Source organism: Spirosoma sp. KNUC1025, assembly GCF_045160025.1.
Lineage (GTDB): Bacteria > Bacteroidota > Bacteroidia > Cytophagales > Spirosomataceae > Spirosoma.
This window is the reverse complement of record NZ_CP087139.1, coordinates 5403876-5427677: the sequence shown is the minus strand read 5'-3', so window position 1 is coordinate 5427677 and position 23802 is coordinate 5403876. Positions and strand designations below refer to the sequence as shown.

The following is a 23802-nucleotide window of genomic DNA, read 5'->3' as shown; positions in this document are numbered from 1 at the left end:
AACTCACCCCTCAAAGTGAGAATTGCATGGGAGGGAGCGTAACGGTTTCCCACCAGTAAGCACGTAGTTCCCGGAAGTAGGTCAGCCAGGTTTCAAAATTCGTAGGCTTTACCAGATAGGAAGCGCTTCCCCGTAAATACGCTTCTTCAATATCAGCGCGGTTGTTTGACGAGCTCAGCATCACAACTGGAATCCGATTGCAGGGGGCGGCCATCGATTTGATCTGCTCAAGCAGATGCCATCCGTTTTCGCGATTGGGCAGGTACAGATCCTGAAAAATCAGTTTAGGGATTTCCCATTCCTGAGTCGACCAATCCTGCAGAAGCGTCAGTGCCTTTTCGGAGGTATCAACGTGAACCGGATTTATCTCCGGAAGATACCGCTCCATGGCGTTTCTGATCAACATCCAGTGATCGGCACTATCTTCAATAATTAGTACCTTGGCGCGTTTAAAATTGGCCTGAGATATCACCTGATCAATTGGGAGGGGCATAATGTAGTTGAGTTTGTATCGCTAATTTACTGATAATCCAGTTAATCTATACAAGAACAAGAGATTATTGTATCGGCGTTATAGTAACAACAAAAAAGGGAGGGTTCTGTTTCCCTCCCTCATCCCAATAACCTACGTTAATAGAACCGTTTGCGTATGCCCGCATTACGTTTGGTGCGGTAAAACTGGGTTGATGTCGGTGGTGATCCGTTGACGCTCTATGGGCGCGATGGTTTTGTAGCTGAGTTGCTGCTACTGTCGGTCATCGTACCGTTTTGGCGCTGCATTCTTCGGTCAGAACGGTTCCGACGGCCTGCTCGTGATGAACCCGCTGTACCGGAATCACTCTGCATGGTGCCCGAGTTCGGCTGATTGCTGTTCATGGTTCTGTCAGTAGAGCTTCGGTTCATTCGGGAGCTATCCTGCGCGGGGCTTTGACTACTGCTGTTTGTTGTTGTGGAGGTTGTGGTCGACTGTGCCTGACTGCTTAACGCGGCCAAAGTGAGTAAAAACGAGCCAATGATTGTTATCTTTTTCATAATGGTTGAACATTTACATGAAGATTTCATTAGACCGTTTTAACTTTCTATACCCGAAAAAGTACCGAAAAATAAACAGTTATATGGTGAAACTGCGAGGTAACGGCCCTTTGTATCCTTAAACGTATCGAATGTATAATGAGCGACTTACAGGTAAACGCTGACCTTTGCACTACTGATTCGCAACTTGGTTTCCGGTTCAAAGAGGTACGTGAAGTGGTCACCTTTAGGCGTGTCGAGAATAACGTGAATATGGTCAGCATCCTTCACGAAGGGTGGAGGTAGCTTCCTAGGGTTGTAGAGTGGTGTTGGCGGTTGTAATGGCTGTACCGCCGTACCGGGGGCAACCCCAATAAGGTTACAAAGGCAGGTGAACCAGATAATCTGTCAGTACTTTCCACTGGATTGGCTGATGAAAGAGCCAGCCCGCTTCGGCGATGAACGTATTGATGATGGCTCGGTCACCTGATTCCGGCCCCTGATTGTTTATTGCTTCATTCCGTCCGATTTCGTAAGCTTTGATTGTACATCCGTCCCGTTCAATCCGGAACGTACTGGTAGCTTTTGACTGGAAAAAATGCTCGATTTTTTCGCCTTCTGCCTGTCCGTCGGGTTGTGGTCGGGTACTCGGTCTGACCGTAAACTCGGCTTTTGTTTCCTCATCCGTTACGTCAATGACCTGAACCCAGTTTTTGGGCGTTGGGCCGGGCAGATCAATTTCTATATAATCGCCAACCTTTGGCGGATGATAGGTGACCCGGTTGCCGGTCTGGTCGTACAGGACAAAATCGGCTGTGAAACTCGATAGGTCCGACCAGGTATTCACGTCGAACAGTTTCTCTTTTGAGCGGGCAAAGGCTTCAAGAGCGGTTTGCTCATCGGCAAACGTCTGTTCGCTGGAGTAAGTTTTGTGTTTAGCTTCATCTCCAGTCAACACATGCAGCTCATGCTGAATTTCGTCAAGAACAGGTTTAAGTTTCATACGTGTAGAGGACTAACTAATGGATCGACAGAACGTATTTAGGGTCCATGCTTTGTTCAACAGGAAGGGATAAAGGAAGTTTAGACTTTGCTGGCCAAGTGAGGCAAATGGACAGTACCCTGACGGTAAATTAGTAAGCCAGCGCTGTTTGCCGAATAGGAACACGTTTGCGCTGCCGATTACAAAAAAAGAGTTTACTGAAAACTCAATCTTAGCGGATTGTGTACCTTCATAATCTCGGAAGAGATAAAACGGAGAATAGCCAATGACAGATCAGACAAAGCTGGAAGAGAAAATCGGATTAGCCTGCAGGCTCTTAAACCGTGAGCAGATTAACCGCATGAACGAGCTGCACCAAAATCTTTTAAAAAAGTGGAGCATCTGATTGAACATGCAGATAACTATGAATTCGTATTTCAGTCCCCGGATGATAATTTGAGCCCACAACCGGTTGAGTTCATTACGTTTGAGCGGCAATGTTGCCCTTGGTTAGCGTTTCAACTGAACTTTTCCCCGAATGACGGACCGATTTCGCTTAGAATGGGGGACTCTGCCGAAACAAAACAGATGGTGAAACTGATCATGGAACTGGATAAGCTGATGCTATCCTGATAGTCAAGACGTCTGAATTACAGCTCGTTGAAAAGCTTTGTCAGGGCACGTAACGAACTGATGTTATACCACTCTTCTCCACCCAGATTTAGCCATTGACCATCGATACGGGGGCGTTTGGCATGAGCCGCTTCCGCATCAAAATCGTGCTCGTATACCTTGCTCATGATGCGCTGTAAGGCTGTCCAGGGTAACGTTTGCGCCTGTTCGCGCCGGTTTTCTATACGCAGGACTTTCACCGAACGATCACTGAAAGAGGCTGTTAACTGGATTTCCTGATCGCCCTGATGACGGTTGAGATTCAGGTACGTTAGTTCAAAAGGACGCTCACGACCAATGGATTCGTATGAAGCCTGTATCAGCTCCTGCATCAGATACTGCCAATCGTCAACGTTTGCGGGGCGGCCCTGTTTGCTGACGCCATCCGCTTCTATGGTCATGTCCCAGAAGTCATCGTCTTCGTCCAGTACATCTTCGTCCACTGGTTGCAGCCGGGTTTTTGCTATCAGATTTCCGAGCGTTTCTGACCAGGCTCTTGGGAGTTTGCCCGTCCAGCTGAAATCATCATCGCGGGTATATCCTTCAGCAATCAGCTCATCGTCGTCGATGTCATCCCGGTCGGGGTACGTAATGGCAAGCTCTACCTGCAAGGTATTGGCAGCACTTTGGCTTGCCGTAAAGGTGTAAAAATAAGCATAAGGCGCTGGCAGGGAGCGAGCCGTCTGGTAGCGAATCTGAAGACGTTTGAAAGACATGGGTTCGGTTTACGGTAACAGGAGTTCTGGTTATCAGATGCCTATTATCCCGCAAAGTTAGCGTATTCGGGCTATTGTCGCTTTCTGGTCAATTTTGCCGGTGGCTGTCTCAACAAATTCAGTAACGTAAAGCACTTCTTTCGGTACGGAATAGGGGCCTAGCTGCGTCTGAATCGCCTTTTTTGCGGCTTCCCATTCATCACTATTCGTGTCAGCCTCCGGCTCCCTAATCCTCGCTCCCTGCTCCCTACTCTCTCCTCCTCGCTCCACCACCACGACCACTCGCTGCCCCAACCGGTCGTCGGGCAATCCTGCAACGAACAGACGGGGAACGGGGTAGCCCAGCGCCTGCCGGAATGGGGCCAGTACGGTTTGTATGATCTGTTCAACGCGTTCGGGCTGTATTTTAACGCCACCACTATTGATGATCCGGTCGGCCCGGCCCAACAGACGAAAATGAGTGGCGTTGATAAGCTCAACCACATCGTTGGTCTGAATACGCTCAAAATTGGTTGCGGCCGACGTAATGTGCAGACAGCCGCGTTCGTCCGCTCCGAGTATTACGCCATTCAGCGCCGTAAAGGTGTCGCTCTTTTGAGGGCCATTCAGTCGGCGTAGGGCAATATGCGACACGGTTTCGGTCATGCCATAGGTTGCATACACGGGCGACGTAATGAGTTGCAATGCCTGCTCCAGCGCCGGGCTGGTGGCGGCTCCACCCACCAGAATTGCCTTCATGCCGTTCAGAATCGGCACCTTTTCGGGGGCGACTTCCAGAATGGTTTGTAGTTGCAGCGGCACGAGTGCCGTAAACGAGAATCGGGTTTGAGCTGCATCGAAATCACTCAACGGGTTACTGACTGGCTCAAGAATGGTCATCGGTAAGCCCAGTTCCAGGCCACGAACGAGCATCATAACGCCCGCTACGTAGCGTGTATTCAGGCAAACGAGCGCCGTATCGCCAGCCTCCAGACCGAGTGTCTGGCCGGTCAGCCGGGCGCTGGCCTGCATCTGCGCCCGTGTGAGCTGAATCGGTTTTGGTTCACCCGTCGAACCAGACGTATGCAGCGTAAAATCGGTCTGACCGCTTAACCAGGCCCGGCAAAAAGCCAGCGTATTGACTTCGTAGGGCGTTTGCGGAGCAGGCCAGTGAGCCGGTAAGGCAGGGTCGAGAAACAATGGCTTACGATTAATTTGCACGGTGTGTTACGTTACTGCTACAAAATTATTCAGGATTTGGCGTTTTTGACTCAGGCTGGAGAATAAGCAAAAAACGGGTAGATTTTGACGTAGAGCCGCTTAACCATTTAATATTACCCTATCAATCATGTACAAAAAAACCATTTTACTCGCTCTTGTTGTCATCGGTAGCTTACTGACCACGCATGGATTTGCTCAGGACCCGGCCGTTAGCCAGGCTGTTGAAAAACTGCGCAAACTCATGATCGATCCCGATAAAGCGGGCCTGGAAGCGCTGGCTGCCGACGGACTGAGCTACGGGCATTCCAACGGAAAGATTGAAACTAAAAAAGAGTTTGTTGAAGCGCTGGTGAGTGGTGAATCCGATTTTAAAACCATTGACCTGACCGACCAGACAGTGACTGTTGTTGACAATACGGCCATGGTACGCCACAAACTATCGGCAGAAACCAACAATCAGGGTAAGCCCGGACAAACCAAACTGTCAGTACTGCTGGTATGGATTAAGCAAAATAACACCTGGAAACTGCTGGCTCGTCAGGCGGTTAAAATCTAATCGCTACGAGTGAATCCGAACGGTACCGGCTGCTGTATCGGCCACGGTTACGAATTGAACCAGAGCCTGGGTTGCCGGTCCCATCAATACCTTACCGGTACTGTCGAACCGCGATAAGTGCAGCGGGCAGTAAAACTGATTATCAGCTACTTTATATGTTAGCTGGGTGCCTTCGTGTGTGCAACTGGCCGAAACGGCTATAAATTTTCCGTCTTTGGTCTGGGCCACAATAATGTCGTTAGCAATTACGTAGCCGCCTTTTGCGCGTAGGTTTTCATTGGCCTGATCTGCCAGTCGAAGTGTAAAATCAACGTTTCTGTCAATAGGCGTTGGATCACCGCCACCTTTCGCTGAGCACCCCATCGAACAGTTCGTTAGCAGGATTACCCCGACGCTGGTACCAACGAGTTTGAAAAAGTCGTGTCGGGATATTGGTGCTGTTTCCATGTCTTGTGGGTTTCCGTGTGGATTTTAACGTATTTTTGTGCCGAACTACCGATTTTCGCGGTATAAATATGCGTTATTTTTTGTCATTCAACGACAGCGAACAAAGATGTTCGCCGGGCGGTTACCCAATTAACAACTATGGAAGAAGCGAAAGTTTTTGTTAATCCGATTTCGCCGGATAAAGTTGCCGAAGCACCCGGTTTGCTGGAATATGCACACACGGCGGGTGGCGCTATCATTCGCCCTGAAGACAAGGGCAAAATTACCGGGCGGGCCGTAGCGGCCATGCGCGAACAAACCGACATGCAGCTTAGTCAGCTCTACAAACAGATGCAGCTGCTGGCCGAGCAGGCTACTGCGATCCGGCATCGGGTCGAAATATCCGAGCGAATCTATGCGGCCCAGATGAGTTTTGAGCCGGTAGTGGGCAAAACGTATCATTTCTACACCCGCAAAAACGGCCAGGACGTACTGTCGATGGTGGCACCGAATGAATGGGGACGCAAATTTCCCTTCGAACGCTGCCTCGCTACCGTCCGCATGATGGCCGACCATACTTGGGATGTGCAATATCACGAAACTGAATTTTCAATGAGCGAATGATTGACTGATTGAATGGGTCGAAATTCGGCTCTCCTTCTAATTCAATCAGTCAATCATTCAGTAATTCAATCATTATGCAAAGCAACTACCCCTGGGAGACAATCAAAGAGTACCAGGAAATTCTATTCGGGTATTACGATGGCATTGCCAAAATAAGTATCAATCGACCCCACAAACGAAATGCATTTACGCCACTAACCGTCAAGGAAATGTCGGAAGCCATGGAACTGGCCCGACAGGACGAGCGCGTTGGCGTTGTTATACTGACGGGTGAGGGCGGAGAAGCATTCTGCTCGGGTGGTGACCAATCGGTGCGTGGCCATGGCGGTTATGTTGGTGAAGACAAAGTGCCCCGCCTGAACGTACTGGATCTGCAAATGCAGATTCGTCGGATTCCAAAGCCCGTTGTGGCCATGGTGGCGGGTTATGCCATTGGTGGCGGTCACGTGCTGCACGTCGTCTGTGATCTGACCATCGCGGCCGACAACGCTCGTTTCGGGCAGACAGGCCCAAAAGTCGGCTCGTTCGATGGTGGTTTTGGGGCTTCCTATCTGGCGCGTATCGTTGGTCAGAAAAAGGCCCGCGAAATCTGGTACCTCTGCGATCAGTACGACGCGCAGGAAGCGCTGGACATGGGTCTGGTGAATAAAGTAGTGCCGCTGGACCAGCTGGAAGAAGTGACCATTTCGTGGTGCCGCAAAATGCTGGAGAAAAGCCCCATCGCGTTACGTATGCTCAAAGCCTCGTTCAACGCGGAGCTTGACGGACAGGCGGGAATCCAACAACTGGCGGGCGACGCTACGTTGCTGTACTACCTTTCTGAAGAAGCCAAAGAAGGCAAAGACGCCTTTCTGGAAAAGCGTAAACCCGATTTCAGTAAGTTTCCGAAGTTTCCGTAAGGTACCGATACGTTCCTTTTCAAACACAAATAGCAACCCGCGCGGGTTGCTATTTGTGTTTGAAAGAATAAAAAGAAAAAAGCAGCGGCATGTTCACTGCGCGAGCGTTGTTAGGCGACGTCAACCTTGATGCGGCCGCGCATGGCGTCCTTCAGGAATTTTGTTAACTCGCCACGCAGCCCTTTTATCTGCTTAAGTAAAGTCGTCTGTATCATGCTTCTGTTATTAATGTTTGAGAACTCAGGTTTAATGCTTTAGCCAATCCATAAGGCTTTTCGGACGACGATCCAGCCAGCTGTAGTAAAAAGCTAACAGTACGTTGATCAGTACACCCGTAGACACAATACAAAGCTTACCTCGCAAGTTCGTAGCGCCCCAATAAATGATTCCCGTTATTGGTATAACACAGGTCATGAGAAGCGTAATAACAAACTTGATCAATTTAATCATCATAAATCGGTTGAGCCAGCCTAACGGGTGGTCTAAGGTAGTAATTTTAACGATTGGAGAGCCGTATACAGCTCGTTACGTTGGCTCAGCTACGAGTGCAAGAATAATTGATTAAACCGAAAAGGAAGAACCGCTGAATTGATTAAACCTGACGGTTGATCGTAAATCCAGCTTGATCCAAATTCATTCGACAAATGATACCAAAAATTGCTAGTTCGGGTGTGTTGTTCTGGTTTCTGCACTACGTTGCGTTTGCCCAGCAAACCCAACCCCTGACCCGATTTTTGAACCCGCCCGGAATGACGGTTCCCAAAGGGTACAGCCAGCTCGTCGAGATTGATTTAGGAACCGCCCGCATGGTACTTATTTCGGGGCAGGTAGCCATGGATGCCACTGGTAATGTTGTGGGCAAGGGTGATCCAACGCTTCAGTTTGAGCAGATATTTCGCAATCTGCAAACGGCGGTAGAATCAGTCCGTGGTACAATGGAAAACATTGTCAAACTAACTTTCTTCGTACGTAACGTTGCGTATTTGCCTGCCGCCCGCGAAGCCCGTGACAAGTACATTAACCGAGAACAACCACCCACCAGCACCGCCGTTGAAGTTAGTAACCTGTTCAGGCCCGAATTTTTAGCCGAAGTTGAAGCTACGGTTATTATCCCAAAGAATAAACCGTAGCCTCGGGGAGCCTGCCAGGGTTCGGCAGGAGCTAATCAATCAACCGGAACAGCCGATTCCAGCGGATTTTGTGCCATACGTCGGCCGGAACCGGATCGATCGACATCCAGACGAAGACGGCTTTGCCAATAATATGATCTTCCGGAACAAAGCCCCAATAGCGGGAATCTTCGGAATTATGTCGATTATCACCCATCATGAAATAATAATCCTGTTTGAAGGTGTATGACGTAATGGGTTGCCCGTTGATGTGTAGGCTGCTGGCCGTTACGTCTACTTTTTCATTGTCTTCATACCGCTGGATGACAGGCCCGTAGAGCGCGATGGTTTGCTTGTTGATCGGAACAGTCATGCCTTTTTTGGGGACTGTCAGCGGTCCGAAATTGTCCTGGTTCCAGGGGAAAGCAGAGCCGCCATAAATGCCCGGTGCAGCCTGCCCGACTGGCTCTGTCATTGGCTCGATGCCTTTTACCCAATCGAAATCCTTGAACTTAGCGATAACCTCCTGCGTCGTATTAACCCGATAGCCAACCAGCACGGATGTTTTGGTCGAATCATTAAAGGCTTCCAGCGGTTGCCAGTTGATAAACGGCCCCTCCGCCGATTTGAAATCATTGACAATGTCGAATCGCCGAAAGAACTGCTCGTCAAGCACTTCCGTCGTTCTGACGAAGTACGTGGTTTGGGCGCGATCGGGCGTCGGAAACGCTTTGCCATTGATAAATACCTGCTCCTGCCGTATCTCAAGTACGTCGCCCGGAATGCCGATGCAGCGCTTGATGAAGTCGGTCTTCAGATCGGTCGGGTAAGCGGGTTCACCGGCTTTGAGGGTGGGTAATTGAAAACAACCACATCACCGTTTTTCACCTTCGAAAAACCCGGCAACCGGTAAATAGGCAATTGAATGGCCGTGCTGAACGATGGAATCTCGGTACCCCAGATTTTCTGGTGCGTGAGCGGGACCTGCAGCGGAGTTTTGGGCGTCCGGACACCATAATGGAGCTTGCTGACAAACAGGTAATCGCCCACCATCAGATCGTTCTCCATCGAAGGTGTTGGAATGGCAAATGCCTCGAACGTTAGAAACCGGATTAACGTAGCGGCTATGACGGCAAACAGCAACGAATCAAACCATTCGCGAACGGGCGATTTTTTCGGTTTTGTCTGGGGGTTGTCCTGTACTTTTTTCGGTCGGAGCATAATCGGCTGGAGTAGAGATGCTTGCTGTTGTTGATTCGGCTGAAAACTAGCGCTCGTCAGCCGAAACGCAATTCATTTTTACACCGATGGCGCTATGGTTTGTTGAACGAAAAATCGGGTCAGCAGCTCATTTTAGTACGTCTGCTAATTCGACGACCTCAAAATACGGGTGCATCTGGAAATAATGCCGTAAGGGAAGCATATGCGAAGACCCAAATAGCAGGATATGAAGCGTATCGGTTGGTTCGGCCTGACGTAAAATGTTTGTGAAAATCTTGGCGTTACGGTCGTACCAGCTCGTAATGAACTCAACACCGGTATAATCGTTATCGTAGCCGGAAGAGGGGGCGTAAACGAAATAATCGGCCCGATTTCCAGCATCATACGCGGGTGAGTTGACGTAGAGCAGATACTCATTTAGGGTTGAGCCTGCCAGGGTTTTGGTCTTTTTCGGATACGGATAGGGTACACTCAATAATTTGTAAGCCGCCATCTTACGCTGGGCTACAGAATCCTTGCTGGTACGCTGATCAAAAGCCTGGATTTTATCGTACGGCAGCTGCTGTATGTGATCAACACAAATGGCTCGCGGTAAACCCGCTTTGCGGGCGGTGCGCAGGCCAATCTGAAAAATTTCGTTACGTTGCTTAGTGGTATCGAGCGTTCCTTTCTGATACTGGTTATACACGCTGTCCCAGTGAGCCTGCTGATCGGGTTCATTCTCAATGAAAATTTTGTCGGGCCTGAGCCGGGCGAGCTGGGTGGTCAACTGTTGAATTTCCTGCTGTCGCTTTGCAGAAAACAAATCCTCGAACGAGGTTTTACCCCTGTCACTCGTAGGGCCAAAGTGAAAGGTGCCGAGCAGCAGGATTTTGATTTTGGGCGTTGGTTGCGCATGGGCATACGTAGCGAGCAAAATTATGCTCAACAGGCCAAGAAGTCGGTTCATGAACAGTTCAGGTTACAGCGCTAATCGCGTAGTCTGCATAGATAAGCAGAAAACGATTAGCGCTATAGTTCTTCGCCCAAAAAGCAATAGAAACCTGAGTTTAGGCTGAAACAGGCCCATACTTGTCAAGCAGATAATCTTCCCAGGTTTTTGAGCCAACCGCTTTTTCGGGACAAGTGTGTTCCCCTTTGGCGAAACTCTTCATCAGACTGCCCAGAATAGGAATCGGTATGATTGGTTTGGACATCTTTCGGTGTTTCATCCAGAGACGGGTCAGCGTTCCCGCATCGAGTACTTGCGGACCACCCAGATTCACAATGCTTTGTCGGGGGCCAGATTGAGCCATTCGGCATAGTTCCTGGGCCATAGAAACAACATCAATCGGTTGGTCGATCAATTTCACCGGGACAAAGCCAACGGGCAAACTCATTAGTTTGGTTATGGCAAAATCGACCAGATCATGAAACTGCGTTGCCCGCAAAATGCTGTAAGGGACCCGGCTCTCCTGAATCAATCCTTCGGCAGCGAATTTGGCCTGGTAATAGCTATACTTTATTTTATCGACACCGATGATGGAGCTATAAATCAAGTGGTTAACGTCCGATTGTTTCAGGGCTTTCAGCAGATTGCGGGTAATGACGGTTTCAAAAAATTCACCCGCCACTTTACCCGGCGCACTGGCTAAGTGAAAAACCGTATCGACTCCGGTGAGGGCTTCCGGTAATCCTTCGCCTGTAAGCAGATCGACATGTGTCCAGGGAATTCCGGTCGACTGGTTAACCGTGCTGTACGAATCTGTTTTGATTTGAGTGCGGCTCCCGATCAGAACATCAACGGATGCCTTTTGTAACGTATTAACGACGGCCGAGCCTAGTACGCCCGTTCCGCCCAAAACCAGAACTTTATTCATGAGTTGTATTTATTTGCGAGTTGAGTTGGTTGTAAACTACTATTGAGGTTGTTCATGCCGTGGTACGTATCAGGAGAATCGAAGCAATACGGCGGGAAGCAATACATTCAGCGTTAGCGTCACTACGTTTCCAACCTGATCGATTGGAGGTAGCATATGCAGGTGATTCAGATGATACAGCAGGTGCGGTACGTTGAACACGAGCAGGCAGATCGCCGTAGCCCGGACTGTTACCAGACGAGGTACAAGCAGTGTCAGAAAACACAGGGTATCAAGAGCCAGAAAGAAAGCCCCCACATCTCGAATAAGGTGTTCGTTGTAAGGGCCGTCAATGGCCACCCAGGTTCGGCCAAAGCCAGGAAAATAATCGTAAAAATCGCGGGGTACCCATAGTGCCCATAGACCTGGTACGCTATTGGCAACGGCCAGATACAGCAGAACGGACTGGACCCAGCGTGGTTGTTTGGCTTGCATTAGCATGACTGTTTCCGTAAAATTTCATGCAAGACAAGCCAGCCTGTCGTTTTGTGACAGGGCTATGTAATTTTTTTATGGCAACTGTGGATGGTAGCCGTTAAAAAGCTACAGATGAGCCAGTTTGTCGGGGTTGCGGACGGAGAAAAGCTGACGAATACCGGTTTCATCCAGTTCAAGTACCATGACCGTACTGATCGCCTGGTTGTCGATGTTTGTAAACAACAGGGCTATTTCGCCATTAACCAGAGCCGGTCTGACGCTGACCTGATGGCCAAATTTACTGTTCGTTGAGCGCAGGAACTGTTCAATAACAGCCCGGCCATAGAGCGGATTGATGGCAGCCGGTACTTTCCCACCCCCATCGGAGTAGAGCGCTACGTCGGATTTCAGCAGCTGAATCAGATTATCGATGTTGCCGGTCTGGCTGGCGTTTGTGAAAGCCTCCAGAAGCGCCTGCTGCCGTTGCGGGTCGAGCGCAAAACGCCGGTTGGCTTCCGGAATTTTTTCTTTGGCCCGATGATATAGCTGACGGCTGTTCGCTTCCGACGTATCGAAAAATTGTGCCAGTTCAGGATAGCTTACATCGAAGCTCTCTTTCAGCACGAAAACAGCCCGTTCCATGGGGGTTAGTTTTTCCAGGAGGAGCATGAACCCATACGAAATATCCAGTTTGGCATCAACGGCCTGCTGGCCCGCTAAAACCGGCTCGGGAGCCACATACCTTTGTAAGCTTCCCGCTGGCGTTTTGCCTGCGCCAGATGATTCAGCGACGAATTCATCACGCTCTTTGCCAGGTACGCTTTCGTATCCTGAACACTCTCCGATGACCGATTTACCCACTTCAGCAATACGTCCTGAACAATATCTTCACTGGTCATCACTTCGCCTGTCATACGGTAAGCGATTGAAAATAGCGTGGGCCGATACGTACTGGCAACGTCAGATGGTGTCATAAGCGGCTTTGGTGCGCTGCGTTTTACACATATTTTCGTGGAAAATTAGCCATTCCGCATGTATAAATACGCCCTGATTCCGATAGTGCTGCTCTTTTCAACGCTGTTGTACGCTCAACCAACTGAAAATCAGTCAACGTCACGGGTGACTCGCCTTCGCAATCAGATTGCGCAGATGGCTCAGACTGCCCAGGGGCGCGTAGGCGTAGCGGCAACAATACTCGAGACGGGCGAGTCGGTTGAGTTACAGGGGGACGAGCAGTTTCCGATGCAGAGTGTGTACAAAATGCCCATTGGTATGGCCGTACTGCATCAGGTAGATCAGGGCAAATTGACACTCGATCAACTCATTCACGTTAAGCCAACGGAGTACGTATCCGAACGGCAGCACAGCCCTCTCCGCGAGAAATTTCCTACGGGTGCCGACGTAACCCTTGCTGAATTGCTCCGCTATACCGTCTCCGAAAGCGACGGTTCGACCAGCGACGTACTGATGCGCCTTGTAGGTGGACCGAACGTAGTGATGAATTACCTGAAAACCCTTGGAATAACAGGAATACGAGTTACGAATACCGAGAAAGAGATTGGAAGTGACAATGCGGTGCAGTATCGAAACTGGGCTAAACCGAAAGAAGCGGTTGCGTTGCTGGCGGCTTTGCAAATGGGTCGTGGCTTGTCAGCGTCCAGCCGGGCGTTGCTGCTAAAATTAATGACCGATACCCAGACGGGTTTGCAGCGATTGAAAGGCCAATTGCCAACCGGAACCGTAGTCGCTCATAAGACCGGCACCTCCTGGACTGTTGATGGCCTGACTGCTGCTACCAACGACATCGGCCTTATTACGTTGCCAGATGGACGACACCTCGCCATCGCTGTGTTTGTTTCGGATGCCCGCGCTGATCAGTCAACACGCGAAGCCGTCATTGCTAAAATCGCAAAGGCAATCTGGGATAGCTGGAAATGATCAACGACTCACAGGTACTTAAGTGGTGTCAGTTTCTAAAAACTGACACCACTTAAGTACCTGACACCACGTAAATTCCTGGCACTACGCAAAGTACGTAGCTGGTTCATCTGGTTTTGAATAATTGAATCTGGTTGGTACGTGGACTTACTCCAACGGCCAGATAGCTGGGGCTGGCCTGCAGTACGTGTCTTCCCCGGATGACCAGTCCTTTGAAACGCTTCAGCCAGGCGTCTACATCCTCCGGTTTGTAATACTTCATGTTACCATACGAATGGGCTGACTCCAGTCCGAAAGATTTACGCAGGTACTCGAAGGCAACGGGGGTAATGTTGTGCTTGAGACAGATCAACTGCTTGCTCAAAAAACTCGATGTTGACCGGATAGCGGGGGGCTGGTTATGAACGGGTTTAAACTGCTCGATCGCTTCCTGCTCCAGTTTGTTCAGCTCTTCCTGGCGGCAGGGGAAGTAGCTGAACCGGGCAAAGTTTTTTCCGGTCAGTTTATGATTCAGGAGCTGTGCGTAGAGGTTTATTGTCTGTCCGACAAAGATGACCTGGTCCTGTTCATTGATGAGATAATAGATGCAGGGCTGGCTGTGAAACAGGGTCGCATCGGCCAGAATCTGGCCTAAATCAAGGTGCTTTTCGGGGGTATTTAGGGCGTTTTTCATGTATTAAATATACTACTAAAAATACTTATATACAACAAAAAATACCTATATTTTTTCACTTTTTTTGCTGTTTTTGGCCTTTCCGATGAATGAGAAAAAATGGGGAGATGACTATAAAAAGAGCGGCAGAGTTCTGGTCAAAAAAGGACGTGACGAGCGGCTATTTTGCCAGGAAATCAGGCTGTATTTTTAGAGGTGGAATAGGGGAAGAGATGCTCAGGCGGATCGGAAACGTTGGGGCGAGTTAGCCTGATTTGATGTCTGTTTCGTAGGGCGGAAATGGTACGTAACGCCCGCCTGTAGACTGAGGTACAATCAGCGAAATTCCAGCAATGGGTTGTGGATTTGCCACTAGATACAGAGCTTCAGACTCATTATTGGCCCTAAAAACCAAAAGCTGGCTGGTTCTCCTTGATTTTTACGCGTAAACGTGTAGTTTTACCGTAACTCGTTCATCCTCGCACACATACAACCCGCATGTCTACTCGCAGAAACTTCTTTCGCCAAACCGCAGCCGCAGCAACCGGAGCGTTGACTCTCCCGTCGTTTCTCCCCGAAACGTTTGCCAGTCCTATTGCCACCGCCGATGCCGGATTGAAATCGGCCGCAGCGTGGGCGCAGGATGAAGATTTCTGGTCATGGGTGAAATCAGAGTATACGGTGTCGCCCAACCTGCTTAACCTCAACAATGGTGGGGTGTGCCCGCAGCCTAAAGTGGTGCAGGATGCACACATCCGGTTTTATCAGTATTGCAACGAAGCGCCGTCTTACTACATGTGGCGGATTCTGGATCAGGGACGCGAATCGCTACGTGCCAAGCTGGCCGATCTGGGGGATGCTCGCCGGACGAAATCGCCATCAATCGCAATGCAACCGAGGGGCTGAACACGGTTATTTTCGGGTTGAATCTGAAAGCCGGTGATGAAGTAGTGCTGACCAAACAGGACTACCCAAACATGCTGAACGCCTGGAAGCAGCGGGAAAAACGTGACGGTATTAAGCTGGTTTATCTGAATCTGGGCCTTCCGAGCGAAAACGAGGATGCACTTGCTGAACAGTACGTTAAAGCGTTTACGCCCCGAACAAAAGTGGTACACGTAACGCACATGATCAACTGGATCGGGCAGGTAATGCCGGTACGTAAAATTGCCGATGAAGCCCACAAACGCGGTATCGAAGTGATTGCCGACGGTGCACACTCGTTTGCGCTTTTCGATTTCAAAATTCCTGACCTCGGCGCCGATTATTACGCGACCAGTTTACATAAGTGGCTTTGTGCGCCGTTTGGTAGCGGTATGCTCTACATCCGGCAACCGAAAATCAAGAATGTGTGGGCACTGCTCTCCAACAACGAACCCGACGGTCCCGACATCCGTAAGTTTGAAAGCCTCGGAACCCGTTCGTTTGCGTCGGAAATGGCTATCGGAACGGCCATCGATTTTCACAACAGTATCGGGTCGGCACGGAAGTTCGCGCGGGCTCACTATCTCAAAAATTATTGGATGGAGCGGGTTAAAGATCTGCCGGGCGTGAAAATTCACACCTCGTTCAAACCTGAATACGCCGGCGCCGTTGCCCTGTTCTCCATCGACGGCATGAAACCGAGCGAGATAGACGGCCAGTTGTTAAATACCTACAAGATTCACACGGTTGGTATTGAGTGGGAAAACATCAAAGGGGTACGCGTAACGCCACACGTCTATCATTCACCCAAAGACATGGATCGCTTAGTTACGGCCATTACGGCCATGTCCGAGAAACAGGCCGTTGCCAGCAAGAAAAAGAGCTAAAGATCAAAAACCCCTAAATCCCCTAAAGGAGACTTTGCTCGTTCTTAGACAAAGTCTCCGTTAGGGGACTTAGGGGTTTTTAAATACTTACTCCGGCGAGCAGCCCGTTAGTTTGTAGATTTTCCCGTCGGTTTTGGTGTAAAAGTAAAAGTCTCCGTTGGGGCCGACGCCAAAGCGCAGGTCGGTTTTGGTGCGGTTTGTAAGTTGCCTGAAAGTGGTCGGTTGGCCAGCAACGCGGAGGCTTAATTCCTGCACAGTGGCCTGTTTGCCAGAACGTAGCATCGAACTTTCCACGCAGTAAACTCGCCCATTCACTACGTCTCCGAAAACGTATTTTCCACGTAATGCCGGAGCCGCTGAGCCTGTGTACACAAACCCCGCCGAAATGGCGTTGCCTTCGTTGTGGTCATACTGAACAGCCGGGTACGTATAGTGAAAATCCGAATCATTGGCCGGTAGGGGATAGACCCGGTCCATTTTGCCCTGATAGTTCATCACAAAGGTTCCTTCGCGCTCGGGCCAGCCATAATCCGCCCCGGCGATGCCAACATTTAGTTCCTCCAGTTGAGCCTGCCCGATGTCGGATATCAGCATGGTGCCGTCGGGTGTCCAGCTGATTCGGTTTGGATTTCGGAAGCCCCGGCAAAAGACCTCACGAAGCGTACCTGAATCGGTTGCGTTGGCAAACGGATTGTCGGCTGGAATGCCATACCGTCCGTTTTTACTGTTCCGCCCTTTCGGGTTAATACGTAGCACTTTCCCCCATATCTGATTGTGATCCTTACACAGAAAATACGCTTTGTTTTCGGTCGAGCCGCCGTCGCCAACCCCGATGTATAACATACCATAGTCGGGACTACCCGGTTTGGCAAGCGGATTGAACGTAATCTCCTGTACACCATGCATGGGAGCCACCATATTGATCCGTAGTAACTCGCGACCGCTCCCGGAGAAGGTTGGAGCCGTGGGGTCGGTTTGCTTCCACTCGGTTAGTACCCACTGAAGCGATACCCGGATCGAATCGGCATAGGCAAAATCAGCCGGGGCTGCATTCGCCTTTTCGGTATGGGTCGTATAGAACAGACCGTTCTGCTGAAAGTCCGGATGGAACGCATAACTCCCCAGGCCCGTGCCGAGTCCGGGTTCATTGATGAAACCAGGCCGTTCGTTGGGGATCGACATAAAAGTACGGACTGAATTGCCGACCATCTCATACAACGTACCGCGCATATCCTGAATAAACAGCCGGTTGCCGGGGCCGGGCATCACCTGCATTTTGTTGATACGGGCCAGCGGAATTTTCTGAGACGTAGCAGGGGCTGTCATCATTTCCGTAAGATCGAGCCGTAACCCTGCCGAAGCTATACCAGCCGCAATCGGATTCGTTTGGGGAGGGCCAAGTTGGTCACTATTGTCCTGGATTGGCGTTTGTTGTCGCTGGGCATGGATATAAGCCATCAGCGCATCCAGATCGGTATTGTTCAGCTGCTGAAAGGCAGGCATGGCTTGTTTGTAGTTGTCAAAAAGCTGTTTCGCCCGGGCATCCCCACGCGCAATAACCTCGGGAGCATTATGAATAAACGCTTTGATCCATTGTGCTGACACATCAGACGTAACCGTAGCCAGATTAGGCCCAATACCCCGCTGGGAGAAGTTATGACAGGCCGAGCAATGTTGCTGAAACAGTTGTTTGCCGGCAGCTATTGTCTGACTATTGGTTGAGTAAGCCGCCTGAGCGTCTTTTTTCGGAGACTGAGCCAGCGCAATTGTCTGAAACAGGCACAGCCCGAAGAGCAAACATACCCGATAGGCCATCCGTTGGGGAACAGATACGGGCAGAACGGTAAACGTTGACGATGGAGAGAAAATAAATGTAAGTGTTGCCATAAAAAATACCGGCGGTCTGCATTGACTCAATAAGGAATAAATCTGGTTATAAAAGGTTTCCAGACAGGAAGCTACCTATCAGACTCAGATAATTGTCGTACTGACCGTACTGGTTGGTGTTGGGCAAAAGAGTAAACCCGTCGAAGTGAATTTCCAAAGGAATACGGTCTTGGTATGAGCCAAAAAACAGAAGCATGGTTATACATAGACGGTTTGCCGCTTTCTATAGGCGTATTGTCCTGAATAGATTGAGCAACGAAAATTAGCAGGACACAGACCCGACATTTCATGGATCAGATCAACTGGGGAATAATTGGTTGCGGAGACGTAACAGAGGTGAAAAGTGGCCAGGCGTTTAACAAAGTGCCGCATTCGTCGTTAGTCGCTGTTATGCGGAGAGATGCCGAAAAAGCCGCCGATTACGCCCGACGCCATAACGTACCGAAATGGTACACTGATGCTGATGCGCTGATTCATGATCCAGATGTAAACGCTATCTACGTAGCAACCCCACCCGATAGCCATGCTGACTACGCCATTCGGGCAATGCGTGCCGGTAAGCCAGCTTACGTTGAAAAACCAATGGCACTCAATGCTGCTGAATGTGAAGCTATGAACCAGGTAAGCCGGGAAACGGGCGTACCGCTATTCGTCGCGTTTTATCGGCGGGCGCTACCGTACTTTCTGAAAATAAAGGAATTGGTTGACCAGAAAACCATCGGCGACATTCGGTACGTAAACATTACGTTGAACTGGCAACCGTATGCCAACGAAGTCAGTGAGCACCTCACACCCGGATGGCGTGTTTCGCCCGAAATTTCGGGGGCGGCCATTTTCATGATCTGGCTTCGCACCAGTTCGACTTTCTGGAGTACGTATTCGGGCCAATCAAAACCGCCCGTGGCATCGCCCGGAATCAGGCCGGGTTGTATCAGGCCGACGATGTGGTCGTTGCATCATTTGCGTTCGAATCCGGCGTATTGGGAACCGGAAACTGGTGCTGGACCGTCAATAAAGAACAGCGAATTGAACAAACGCAGCTTGTTGGTTCGAAAGGGAAAATCACGTTTTCGTATTTTGAAAAATTCCTCATCAGCGTAGAAACCGAAACGGGCACCGAAGAAATCACCATTCCCTTTCCTGAACATGTGCAGCAGCCACTTATTCAGCTCATTGTGGACGAACTACGGGGTGAAGGCAAAAGTCCGAGTACAGGCGAAACCGGAGCGCGGTCAAATATGATCATTGACTGGATTACGGCGCGCGATTAAAGCCAGCTTCGCGGCCATGCTTTGCATTACTTTTTCAGTATTCCGCTTTCAACACTCTGATTGAGTAAGGTCTCCGCGTACTTCCAAACTGTAGTCGAGCCATTTTTGATCGCTTTTTTCTTGTCGTATACCTTTTGGTAGTTTATATCAAATTCCGCCCAGGTACCGCCACCATTCGAGGTATTTTGCAGCAGTGGTTCAAACCGATCCATGGCTCTTGCAAATTTTGCTTCATGCGTTGCCCCTTCCTCAAATTCTTCCCAGACAGCAATAAACTCATCAGCCTGTTCCTGGGGTAGCAATCCAAATATTCGTTTTGCCGCGGCCAATTCTTCGTTGGTGTTCGTATGATTTTTTTGACTGTCGTAGATAAAGGTGTCTCCTGCATCAATTTCCACGATATCATGAATCAACACCATTTTAAGGACTTTTAGCACATCAATCGGAACATCTGAATGCTCGGCTAAAACAATGGCCATCATGGCCAAATGCCAGCTGTGTTCTGCATCATTTTCATGCCTGTCGCTGTTGAATAACCGGGTTTTGCGCTGTATGTACTTGAGCTTGTCAATTTCCTTGATAAACTCGACCTGCTTTAACAGATTGTCCGTTTTCATCTTCTTTTCTAAATAAATCCACCGGCCTGATCCACAAAACTACACCAATAACACCGCCCATCGTATGAGCCAGTTGGACTGTACTTTACCAGTTGCCTGACTCCATGGCCAAATCGATCAGCTTTTGACCTTCTGGCCGCATCAAACCGGCATCAATTAGTTTTTGCGCACGCTTTTTGTTCATGGGCCCCCACTGACTTTTTGGATGGCGGGGCGTGAATTTTAAATATACGCTCTGCTCATCCCGTTTGACCGCTTTACTATCAACCCAACCGAAACTCAGCGCATGTTCAATGGCATCGTGCCATTTGATACTGGTGCGATTACTGCCCTTCTTGTAAATAATCAGGTAAACCGATTTTTGATGCTGCCCATATTGAGCTAACCAGTCGCGCCACTCATCAGTTGACTGGGCAAAAAAAGTCGGTATGCCGTCTTTGGTTTCCACGATGGTTACAATCTTTTTAGCGTACCAACTAACCAAGCGTACGTCTTGTTCATGTCTTCCGGTTGGTCAACTGGCCTGCCCCACCGGGGCGCATAATCAACTAAACGTGCATTATACACTGTGCTGCCTGTTAATTTGATTCTACTCGTTTATAGATATTCGTTTCCGAAACAAACCAGCTCCCATTGCGCAACTGTTCTTCATACGTAATATGGAACTCCTTATCGGAAAGCTTTACCCAGTTTTGCCGTTCGTTTATCTTGAGGCCTGCTAAAGAGATACTACCCCTAAACACAATCTTATTGCCTATCCAGCCTGTTGCTATTTCTGAACCCCAATCATAGCCCCCCTTGAACGCCCATACCTGTGAAGCTTTATCATATTGTAGCAAAATCTGGGGCAAAAAGGGAGAAGACTTCTTGCCGTCCTTTGTCATGATTGTAACCGTGCTGTCTTTGAATGTCATATAAAAGGTATGATGGCTATCAAAGAAAATTTCACGCTGGGGGGTTCCTGCCAACTGAATATCTTCTTTTGTTTGAAGCCGTTTTTTGCGTACCCGGTAGCGTTCACAGTCCAGACGCCTACCAGCCAATCGAAGGACGAAGTAAATTCAGATGTAGCGATTAACTCTCTACTTCTCGACACTTTATCAAGACGGTCATAAAAAGGCAAAACAGGATTTGGTTCAACTGAAATGATAGGATGAACCGGATCACCCACTTTTTGGCCGATCGCATCCTGCAAACTCAGAAAGAGTACAATAAAAATGGCCAGGGTAATAGCCTGGCTGTGTATGGTAAACAGCATATAACGACCACTGCTTACCTGAATGATCATTACTTTACTCATATCGCCTTGGGCTGTTTGTCAAAGTTCGTTAATCACGGCTCTTGTCCTGTAAGCGGAAAGCAGAAACGAAAGTTAAAAACAGAAGCGGCTGAATCAAAGTGTTTTTCGTGTCAAGCGGAGCTGGAAACGAACGCCTGAAAGTCCGGCCTAAGCAGCGAATTTTCAGGCGTTTGAGGAAGGCAAACACGTACAGCTTTGCACCCCATCAACTACCGCCAACGGGTGTTGATGGGGTGCAAAGCTCGATGAACATACGTATCGGAACCTTTACACATCCAGTTGGTCGGCTTGCAACCTTCCTACGGGACGAGCGTCTTGTCAGCGGTAACCCACCCACGCGGAGCGGGTAAAAACGTATGTAGCCTACAGATCACAGTTTGAAAAGTGATTTTGCGTCAATCAAGTATTCGGTTGCCTGCTTCACAAAATCCTCAGGTCTGAAAAACGGTTCGTCTTTCTCTCGTTTTGCTAACAGAACACCAGCACTAAAATAGTAATCACCTTCTGAAATACGTTTACTTGACAATTGGCTTTCATAGGTAGAGCTTTTTACGAAAATCAGGTCATTATTGTAGAAGTAATAAGCCTTAAGAATAAATTGATTCAAAGCCTCTCCTCGTTCTACTTTCACTAGATTATTATCTGAGGAAGTAACCCAGAACGTATCTGAAAAGCCACCCTTTTGCCCTTTGCTTCCTTTGCTCTTAAAATAGCCATCGACGATAGCATTCCGTAAGCCACTTGTTGAGTCAATTTTACGCACAATACTATCGATTTGTATCACTGTGAATGTCTGCCCAAAAATGGGGGTTGTTAAAACAAGTGACAGAGCTAAAAACAGTGGTTTCATATTATACTTATGTTGGCTTGTCGCAAAGAACCTAGCTAACTCACTTTTCTGACAATCCTAAACGAGCGTTCGCCCTGTCAACCGGAACCCGACCCACGAGCCCAAAGCCAACCTTTTGAGCCGTGCGGCCTGTCGCTGGTAACCCGGCTAGCACTCATATCTTGGCCGGTTCACCCAACATATTATTGGGCGAAAGATCGCTAAACTATATCATCTTGACAATCAAGCGGAAATAGTTTAACGATGTTCTATCTGGAATCACTTTGACATGTCTGCCGGAATTCGTTACATGACACCACAATCATACATAGTTCTATGATATTATGTAGTAAAAACGGCTAAAAAAATTGCAGCGACCCAACTCATTGCAGGTTTGAGTCAGGTAGGCATATACTATTACTCGTCCAGAGTCGGTAAGCAATTATATCGATGGTATATCGATACGACTTGAGGGAAAATTCTTTACTACCAGGTTGCTACCTATGTAACCACCTCAAATGTCAGTCCGGCGAGGCTTTGCAAACGCTCGATCAATCGTTCGCCAAACAGGCTGGCTGGTGTGTAGAAACCGCCGGGCTTGTCGATTTTTAAAATGTCCTGCGCCAGTGAAAGACCAGCCTGAGCAATCATTTTAGCTGTGGAGCCATAGCCTGGGTCGCAGTCGCCGGAAACGCGAACTTGTAAAGTTTGTCCCGATTCTGTTTGGCCGTATACTTCATGAACAAAATAGCCGTTTCGTTGCGCTTCCGGGCTGGGCCCTTCGCCGGGTTTGGGCAAAAACAGGTTTATGAAGCCACGTAACGGCGGAACCGCAACGACAAATACAAAACCACCTATGGCCATCGTGACGGACGTAGCGCCCAGGAAACCCAACGGGCCTTTGCCTGTAAGCATGGCCTCATTGTACGTGAAGTTTTTGTGATAATGCAACTGAGCATTGGAACGCTGTACGACGCGCTCGTTAATGGCAGCCATGACAAACGGAGCCATCCAGGCTTTTGCTACCTCATCATAAGTAGCCGACGTAACGGGTTTCTGTTTGGGGCGCACATAATCAACCGGCGGGCAGATGGAGTAGGGGTTAGCGAGTTCTTTTCGCAACGTAGCGTCGCTGGAGGCTTCTTTTACCAGGTTGAGCATACTGGCAATCGTACCGCCTGATACACCACCCTTGGCCGACTTTACCCGCATTGTCACCGTTGAGCAATACATTCCGAACCGCTCTTTTGCCTGTTGTTGCAGAAAATAAACGCCCATATCAGAGGGGATGGAATCGTAGCCGCAGCAATGCACGATACGTGCCCCTGTTTGTTGCGCAAGGGTTTCGTACCGCTCGATCATGCGTTTTATCCAATGCGCTTCGCCGGTCAGGTCGCAGTAATCGGTTCCGGTTTCCGCACAGGCTTTTACCAGTGGCTCCCCGTACAAAGCGTAAGGCCCGACGGTAGAAATAACCACGCGGGTTTGCATACACAAATGAGTAAGACTCTCCGCCGACTGTGCGTCTGCTTCGATTATGGGTAACCTCTGACCCGGCTCGCCCAGCGTAGTCCGTAAAGCCGAAAGCTTCGTTGCCGACCGACCGGCAATTGCCCATTTCACGGCGCCATCAACACCGTACTGATCAATTAAATAACGGGTGATAATCTGGCCCACAAAACTGGTAGCACCAAACACGACAACATCGAACGTAGGAGAGTTGGACATGAGACGTAAGGTAAACATCATCAACACAAAAAATATTT

Annotated in this window: 24 protein-coding genes and 3 pseudogenes; 7 read left to right on the top strand and 20 right to left on the bottom strand. The window is 49.2% G+C overall.

What is annotated here, in order from left to right; translation table 11 throughout:
• Positions 1-10 precede the first annotated feature (10 nt).
• From LN737_RS23775 to LN737_RS23755, 5 genes are all read right to left on the bottom strand, one after another.
• On the bottom strand, positions 11-493 hold the full coding sequence (locus tag LN737_RS23775; RefSeq protein ID WP_405512607.1) for a response regulator: 483 nt from the start codon (positions 491-493) through the stop codon (positions 11-13).
• A gap of 218 nt (positions 494-711) precedes the next feature.
• The gene (locus LN737_RS23770; protein ID WP_405512605.1) at positions 712-1032 is read right to left on the bottom strand and encodes a hypothetical protein; all 321 of its coding nucleotides are present in this window, start codon (positions 1030-1032) and stop codon (positions 712-714) included.
• 358 nt (positions 1033-1390) lie between these two features.
• The gene (locus LN737_RS23765) at positions 1391-2014 is read right to left on the bottom strand and encodes a hypothetical protein (protein WP_405512603.1); all 624 of its coding nucleotides are present in this window, start codon (positions 2012-2014) and stop codon (positions 1391-1393) included.
• A gap of 629 nt (positions 2015-2643) precedes the next feature.
• Positions 2644-3381 (bottom strand): hypothetical protein, encoded by a 738-nt coding sequence (locus LN737_RS23760; RefSeq protein ID WP_405512601.1) that lies wholly within the window; start codon positions 3379-3381, stop codon positions 2644-2646.
• 57 nt (positions 3382-3438) lie between these two features.
• The gene (locus LN737_RS23755) at positions 3439-4581 is read right to left on the bottom strand and encodes an AMP-binding protein (protein ID WP_405512599.1); all 1143 of its coding nucleotides are present in this window, start codon (positions 4579-4581) and stop codon (positions 3439-3441) included.
• A 127-nt stretch (positions 4582-4708) separates the two neighbouring features.
• On the opposite strand from LN737_RS23755, the gene LN737_RS23750 reads away from it, so the two are divergent.
• Entirely contained in the window at positions 4709-5137 is a 429-nt protein-coding gene (locus LN737_RS23750) for a nuclear transport factor 2 family protein (protein WP_405512597.1), read from the top strand.
• A 3-nt stretch (positions 5138-5140) separates the two neighbouring features.
• On the opposite strand, the gene LN737_RS23745 is transcribed toward LN737_RS23750, so the two are convergent.
• Complete coding sequence (locus LN737_RS23745; RefSeq protein WP_405512595.1) at positions 5141-5584, bottom strand: ubiquinol-cytochrome c reductase iron-sulfur subunit; 444 nt, start codon at positions 5582-5584, stop codon at positions 5141-5143.
• 138 nt (positions 5585-5722) lie between these two features.
• On the opposite strand from LN737_RS23745, the gene LN737_RS23740 reads away from it, so the two are divergent.
• From LN737_RS23740 to LN737_RS23730, 3 genes are all read left to right on the top strand, one after another.
• On the top strand, positions 5723-6187 hold the full coding sequence (locus LN737_RS23740; protein ID WP_405512593.1) for a DUF2452 domain-containing protein: 465 nt from the start codon (positions 5723-5725) through the stop codon (positions 6185-6187).
• Between the two features lie 74 nt (positions 6188-6261).
• Entirely contained in the window at positions 6262-7086 is an 825-nt protein-coding gene (gene menB, locus LN737_RS23735; protein WP_405512591.1) for a 1,4-dihydroxy-2-naphthoyl-CoA synthase, read from the top strand.
• Between the two features lie 644 nt (positions 7087-7730).
• Positions 7731-8216: a RidA family protein gene (locus LN737_RS23730; RefSeq protein ID WP_405512589.1), complete on the top strand. Its 486-nt coding sequence runs from the start codon at positions 7731-7733 to the stop codon at positions 8214-8216.
• Positions 8217-8247: 31 nt separating this feature from the next.
• On the opposite strand, the pseudogene lepB reads toward LN737_RS23730, so the two are convergent.
• The 6 genes and pseudogenes from lepB to LN737_RS23700 form a co-directional block, all read right to left on the bottom strand.
• Positions 8248-9416, bottom strand: a pseudogene (lepB, locus tag LN737_RS23725) (signal peptidase I).
• 127 nt (positions 9417-9543) lie between these two features.
• Positions 9544-10365: a DUF5694 domain-containing protein gene (locus LN737_RS23720; protein WP_405512587.1), complete on the bottom strand. Its 822-nt coding sequence runs from the start codon at positions 10363-10365 to the stop codon at positions 9544-9546.
• A gap of 100 nt (positions 10366-10465) precedes the next feature.
• Positions 10466-11275: an SDR family oxidoreductase gene (locus LN737_RS23715; protein WP_405512585.1), complete on the bottom strand. Its 810-nt coding sequence runs from the start codon at positions 11273-11275 to the stop codon at positions 10466-10468.
• Positions 11276-11344: 69 nt separating this feature from the next.
• Complete coding sequence (locus tag LN737_RS23710) at positions 11345-11749, bottom strand: hypothetical protein (protein WP_405512584.1); 405 nt, start codon at positions 11747-11749, stop codon at positions 11345-11347.
• 108 nt (positions 11750-11857) lie between these two features.
• Positions 11858-12469: a sigma factor-like helix-turn-helix DNA-binding protein gene (locus tag LN737_RS23705; RefSeq protein WP_405512582.1), complete on the bottom strand. Its 612-nt coding sequence runs from the start codon at positions 12467-12469 to the stop codon at positions 11858-11860.
• Positions 12448-12705 carry a sigma factor gene (locus tag LN737_RS23700; RefSeq protein ID WP_405512580.1) on the bottom strand — a complete coding sequence of 86 codons (258 nt, stop codon included), beginning with the start codon at positions 12703-12705 and terminating at the stop codon, positions 12448-12450. Before LN737_RS23700 ends, LN737_RS23705 begins: the two co-directional genes overlap by 22 nt.
• 58 nt (positions 12706-12763) lie before the next feature.
• Between LN737_RS23700 and bla the strand changes: the two genes are divergently transcribed.
• The gene (gene bla / locus LN737_RS23695; protein ID WP_405512578.1) at positions 12764-13669 is read left to right on the top strand and encodes a class A beta-lactamase, subclass A2; all 906 of its coding nucleotides are present in this window, start codon (positions 12764-12766) and stop codon (positions 13667-13669) included.
• Between the two features lie 106 nt (positions 13670-13775).
• On the opposite strand, the gene LN737_RS23690 is transcribed toward bla, so the two are convergent.
• The gene (locus tag LN737_RS23690; protein ID WP_405512576.1) at positions 13776-14342 is read right to left on the bottom strand and encodes a GIY-YIG nuclease family protein; all 567 of its coding nucleotides are present in this window, start codon (positions 14340-14342) and stop codon (positions 13776-13778) included.
• A gap of 477 nt (positions 14343-14819) precedes the next feature.
• Between LN737_RS23690 and LN737_RS23685 the strand changes: the two are divergent.
• A pseudogene (locus LN737_RS23685) lies at positions 14820-16132 on the top strand (aminotransferase class V-fold PLP-dependent enzyme).
• An 87-nt stretch (positions 16133-16219) separates the two neighbouring features.
• On the opposite strand, the gene LN737_RS23680 reads toward LN737_RS23685, so the two are convergent.
• Positions 16220-18019 (bottom strand): PQQ-dependent sugar dehydrogenase, encoded by a 1800-nt coding sequence (locus LN737_RS23680; protein ID WP_405512574.1) that lies wholly within the window; start codon positions 18017-18019, stop codon positions 16220-16222.
• Positions 18020-18307: 288 nt separating this feature from the next.
• Here LN737_RS23680 and LN737_RS23675 point away from each other — a divergent pair.
• A pseudogene (locus LN737_RS23675) lies at positions 18308-19290 on the top strand (Gfo/Idh/MocA family protein).
• Between the two features lie 26 nt (positions 19291-19316).
• Here LN737_RS23675 and LN737_RS23670 read toward each other — a convergent pair.
• The 6 genes from LN737_RS23670 to LN737_RS23645 all read right to left on the bottom strand — a co-directional run bounded on the left by LN737_RS23670 (position 19317) and on the right by LN737_RS23645 (position 23764).
• On the bottom strand, positions 19317-19907 hold the full coding sequence (locus LN737_RS23670) for an HD family hydrolase (RefSeq protein ID WP_405512572.1): 591 nt from the start codon (positions 19905-19907) through the stop codon (positions 19317-19319).
• A gap of 85 nt (positions 19908-19992) precedes the next feature.
• Positions 19993-20355 (bottom strand): YdeI family protein, encoded by a 363-nt coding sequence (locus LN737_RS23665; protein ID WP_405512570.1) that lies wholly within the window; start codon positions 20353-20355, stop codon positions 19993-19995.
• A gap of 130 nt (positions 20356-20485) precedes the next feature.
• The gene (locus LN737_RS23660) at positions 20486-20821 is read right to left on the bottom strand and encodes a hypothetical protein (protein ID WP_405512568.1); all 336 of its coding nucleotides are present in this window, start codon (positions 20819-20821) and stop codon (positions 20486-20488) included.
• Positions 20818-21207, bottom strand: coding sequence for a hypothetical protein (locus LN737_RS23655; RefSeq protein ID WP_405512566.1), 390 nt, complete (start codon positions 21205-21207; stop codon positions 20818-20820). Before LN737_RS23655 ends, LN737_RS23660 begins: the two co-directional genes overlap by 4 nt.
• 370 nt (positions 21208-21577) lie before the next feature.
• Positions 21578-22057, bottom strand: coding sequence for a hypothetical protein (locus LN737_RS23650; RefSeq protein WP_405512564.1), 480 nt, complete (start codon positions 22055-22057; stop codon positions 21578-21580).
• 480 nt (positions 22058-22537) lie between these two features.
• Entirely contained in the window at positions 22538-23764 is a 1227-nt protein-coding gene (locus LN737_RS23645) for a trans-acting enoyl reductase family protein (protein WP_405512562.1), read from the bottom strand.
• Positions 23765-23802: the final 38 nt, after the last annotated feature.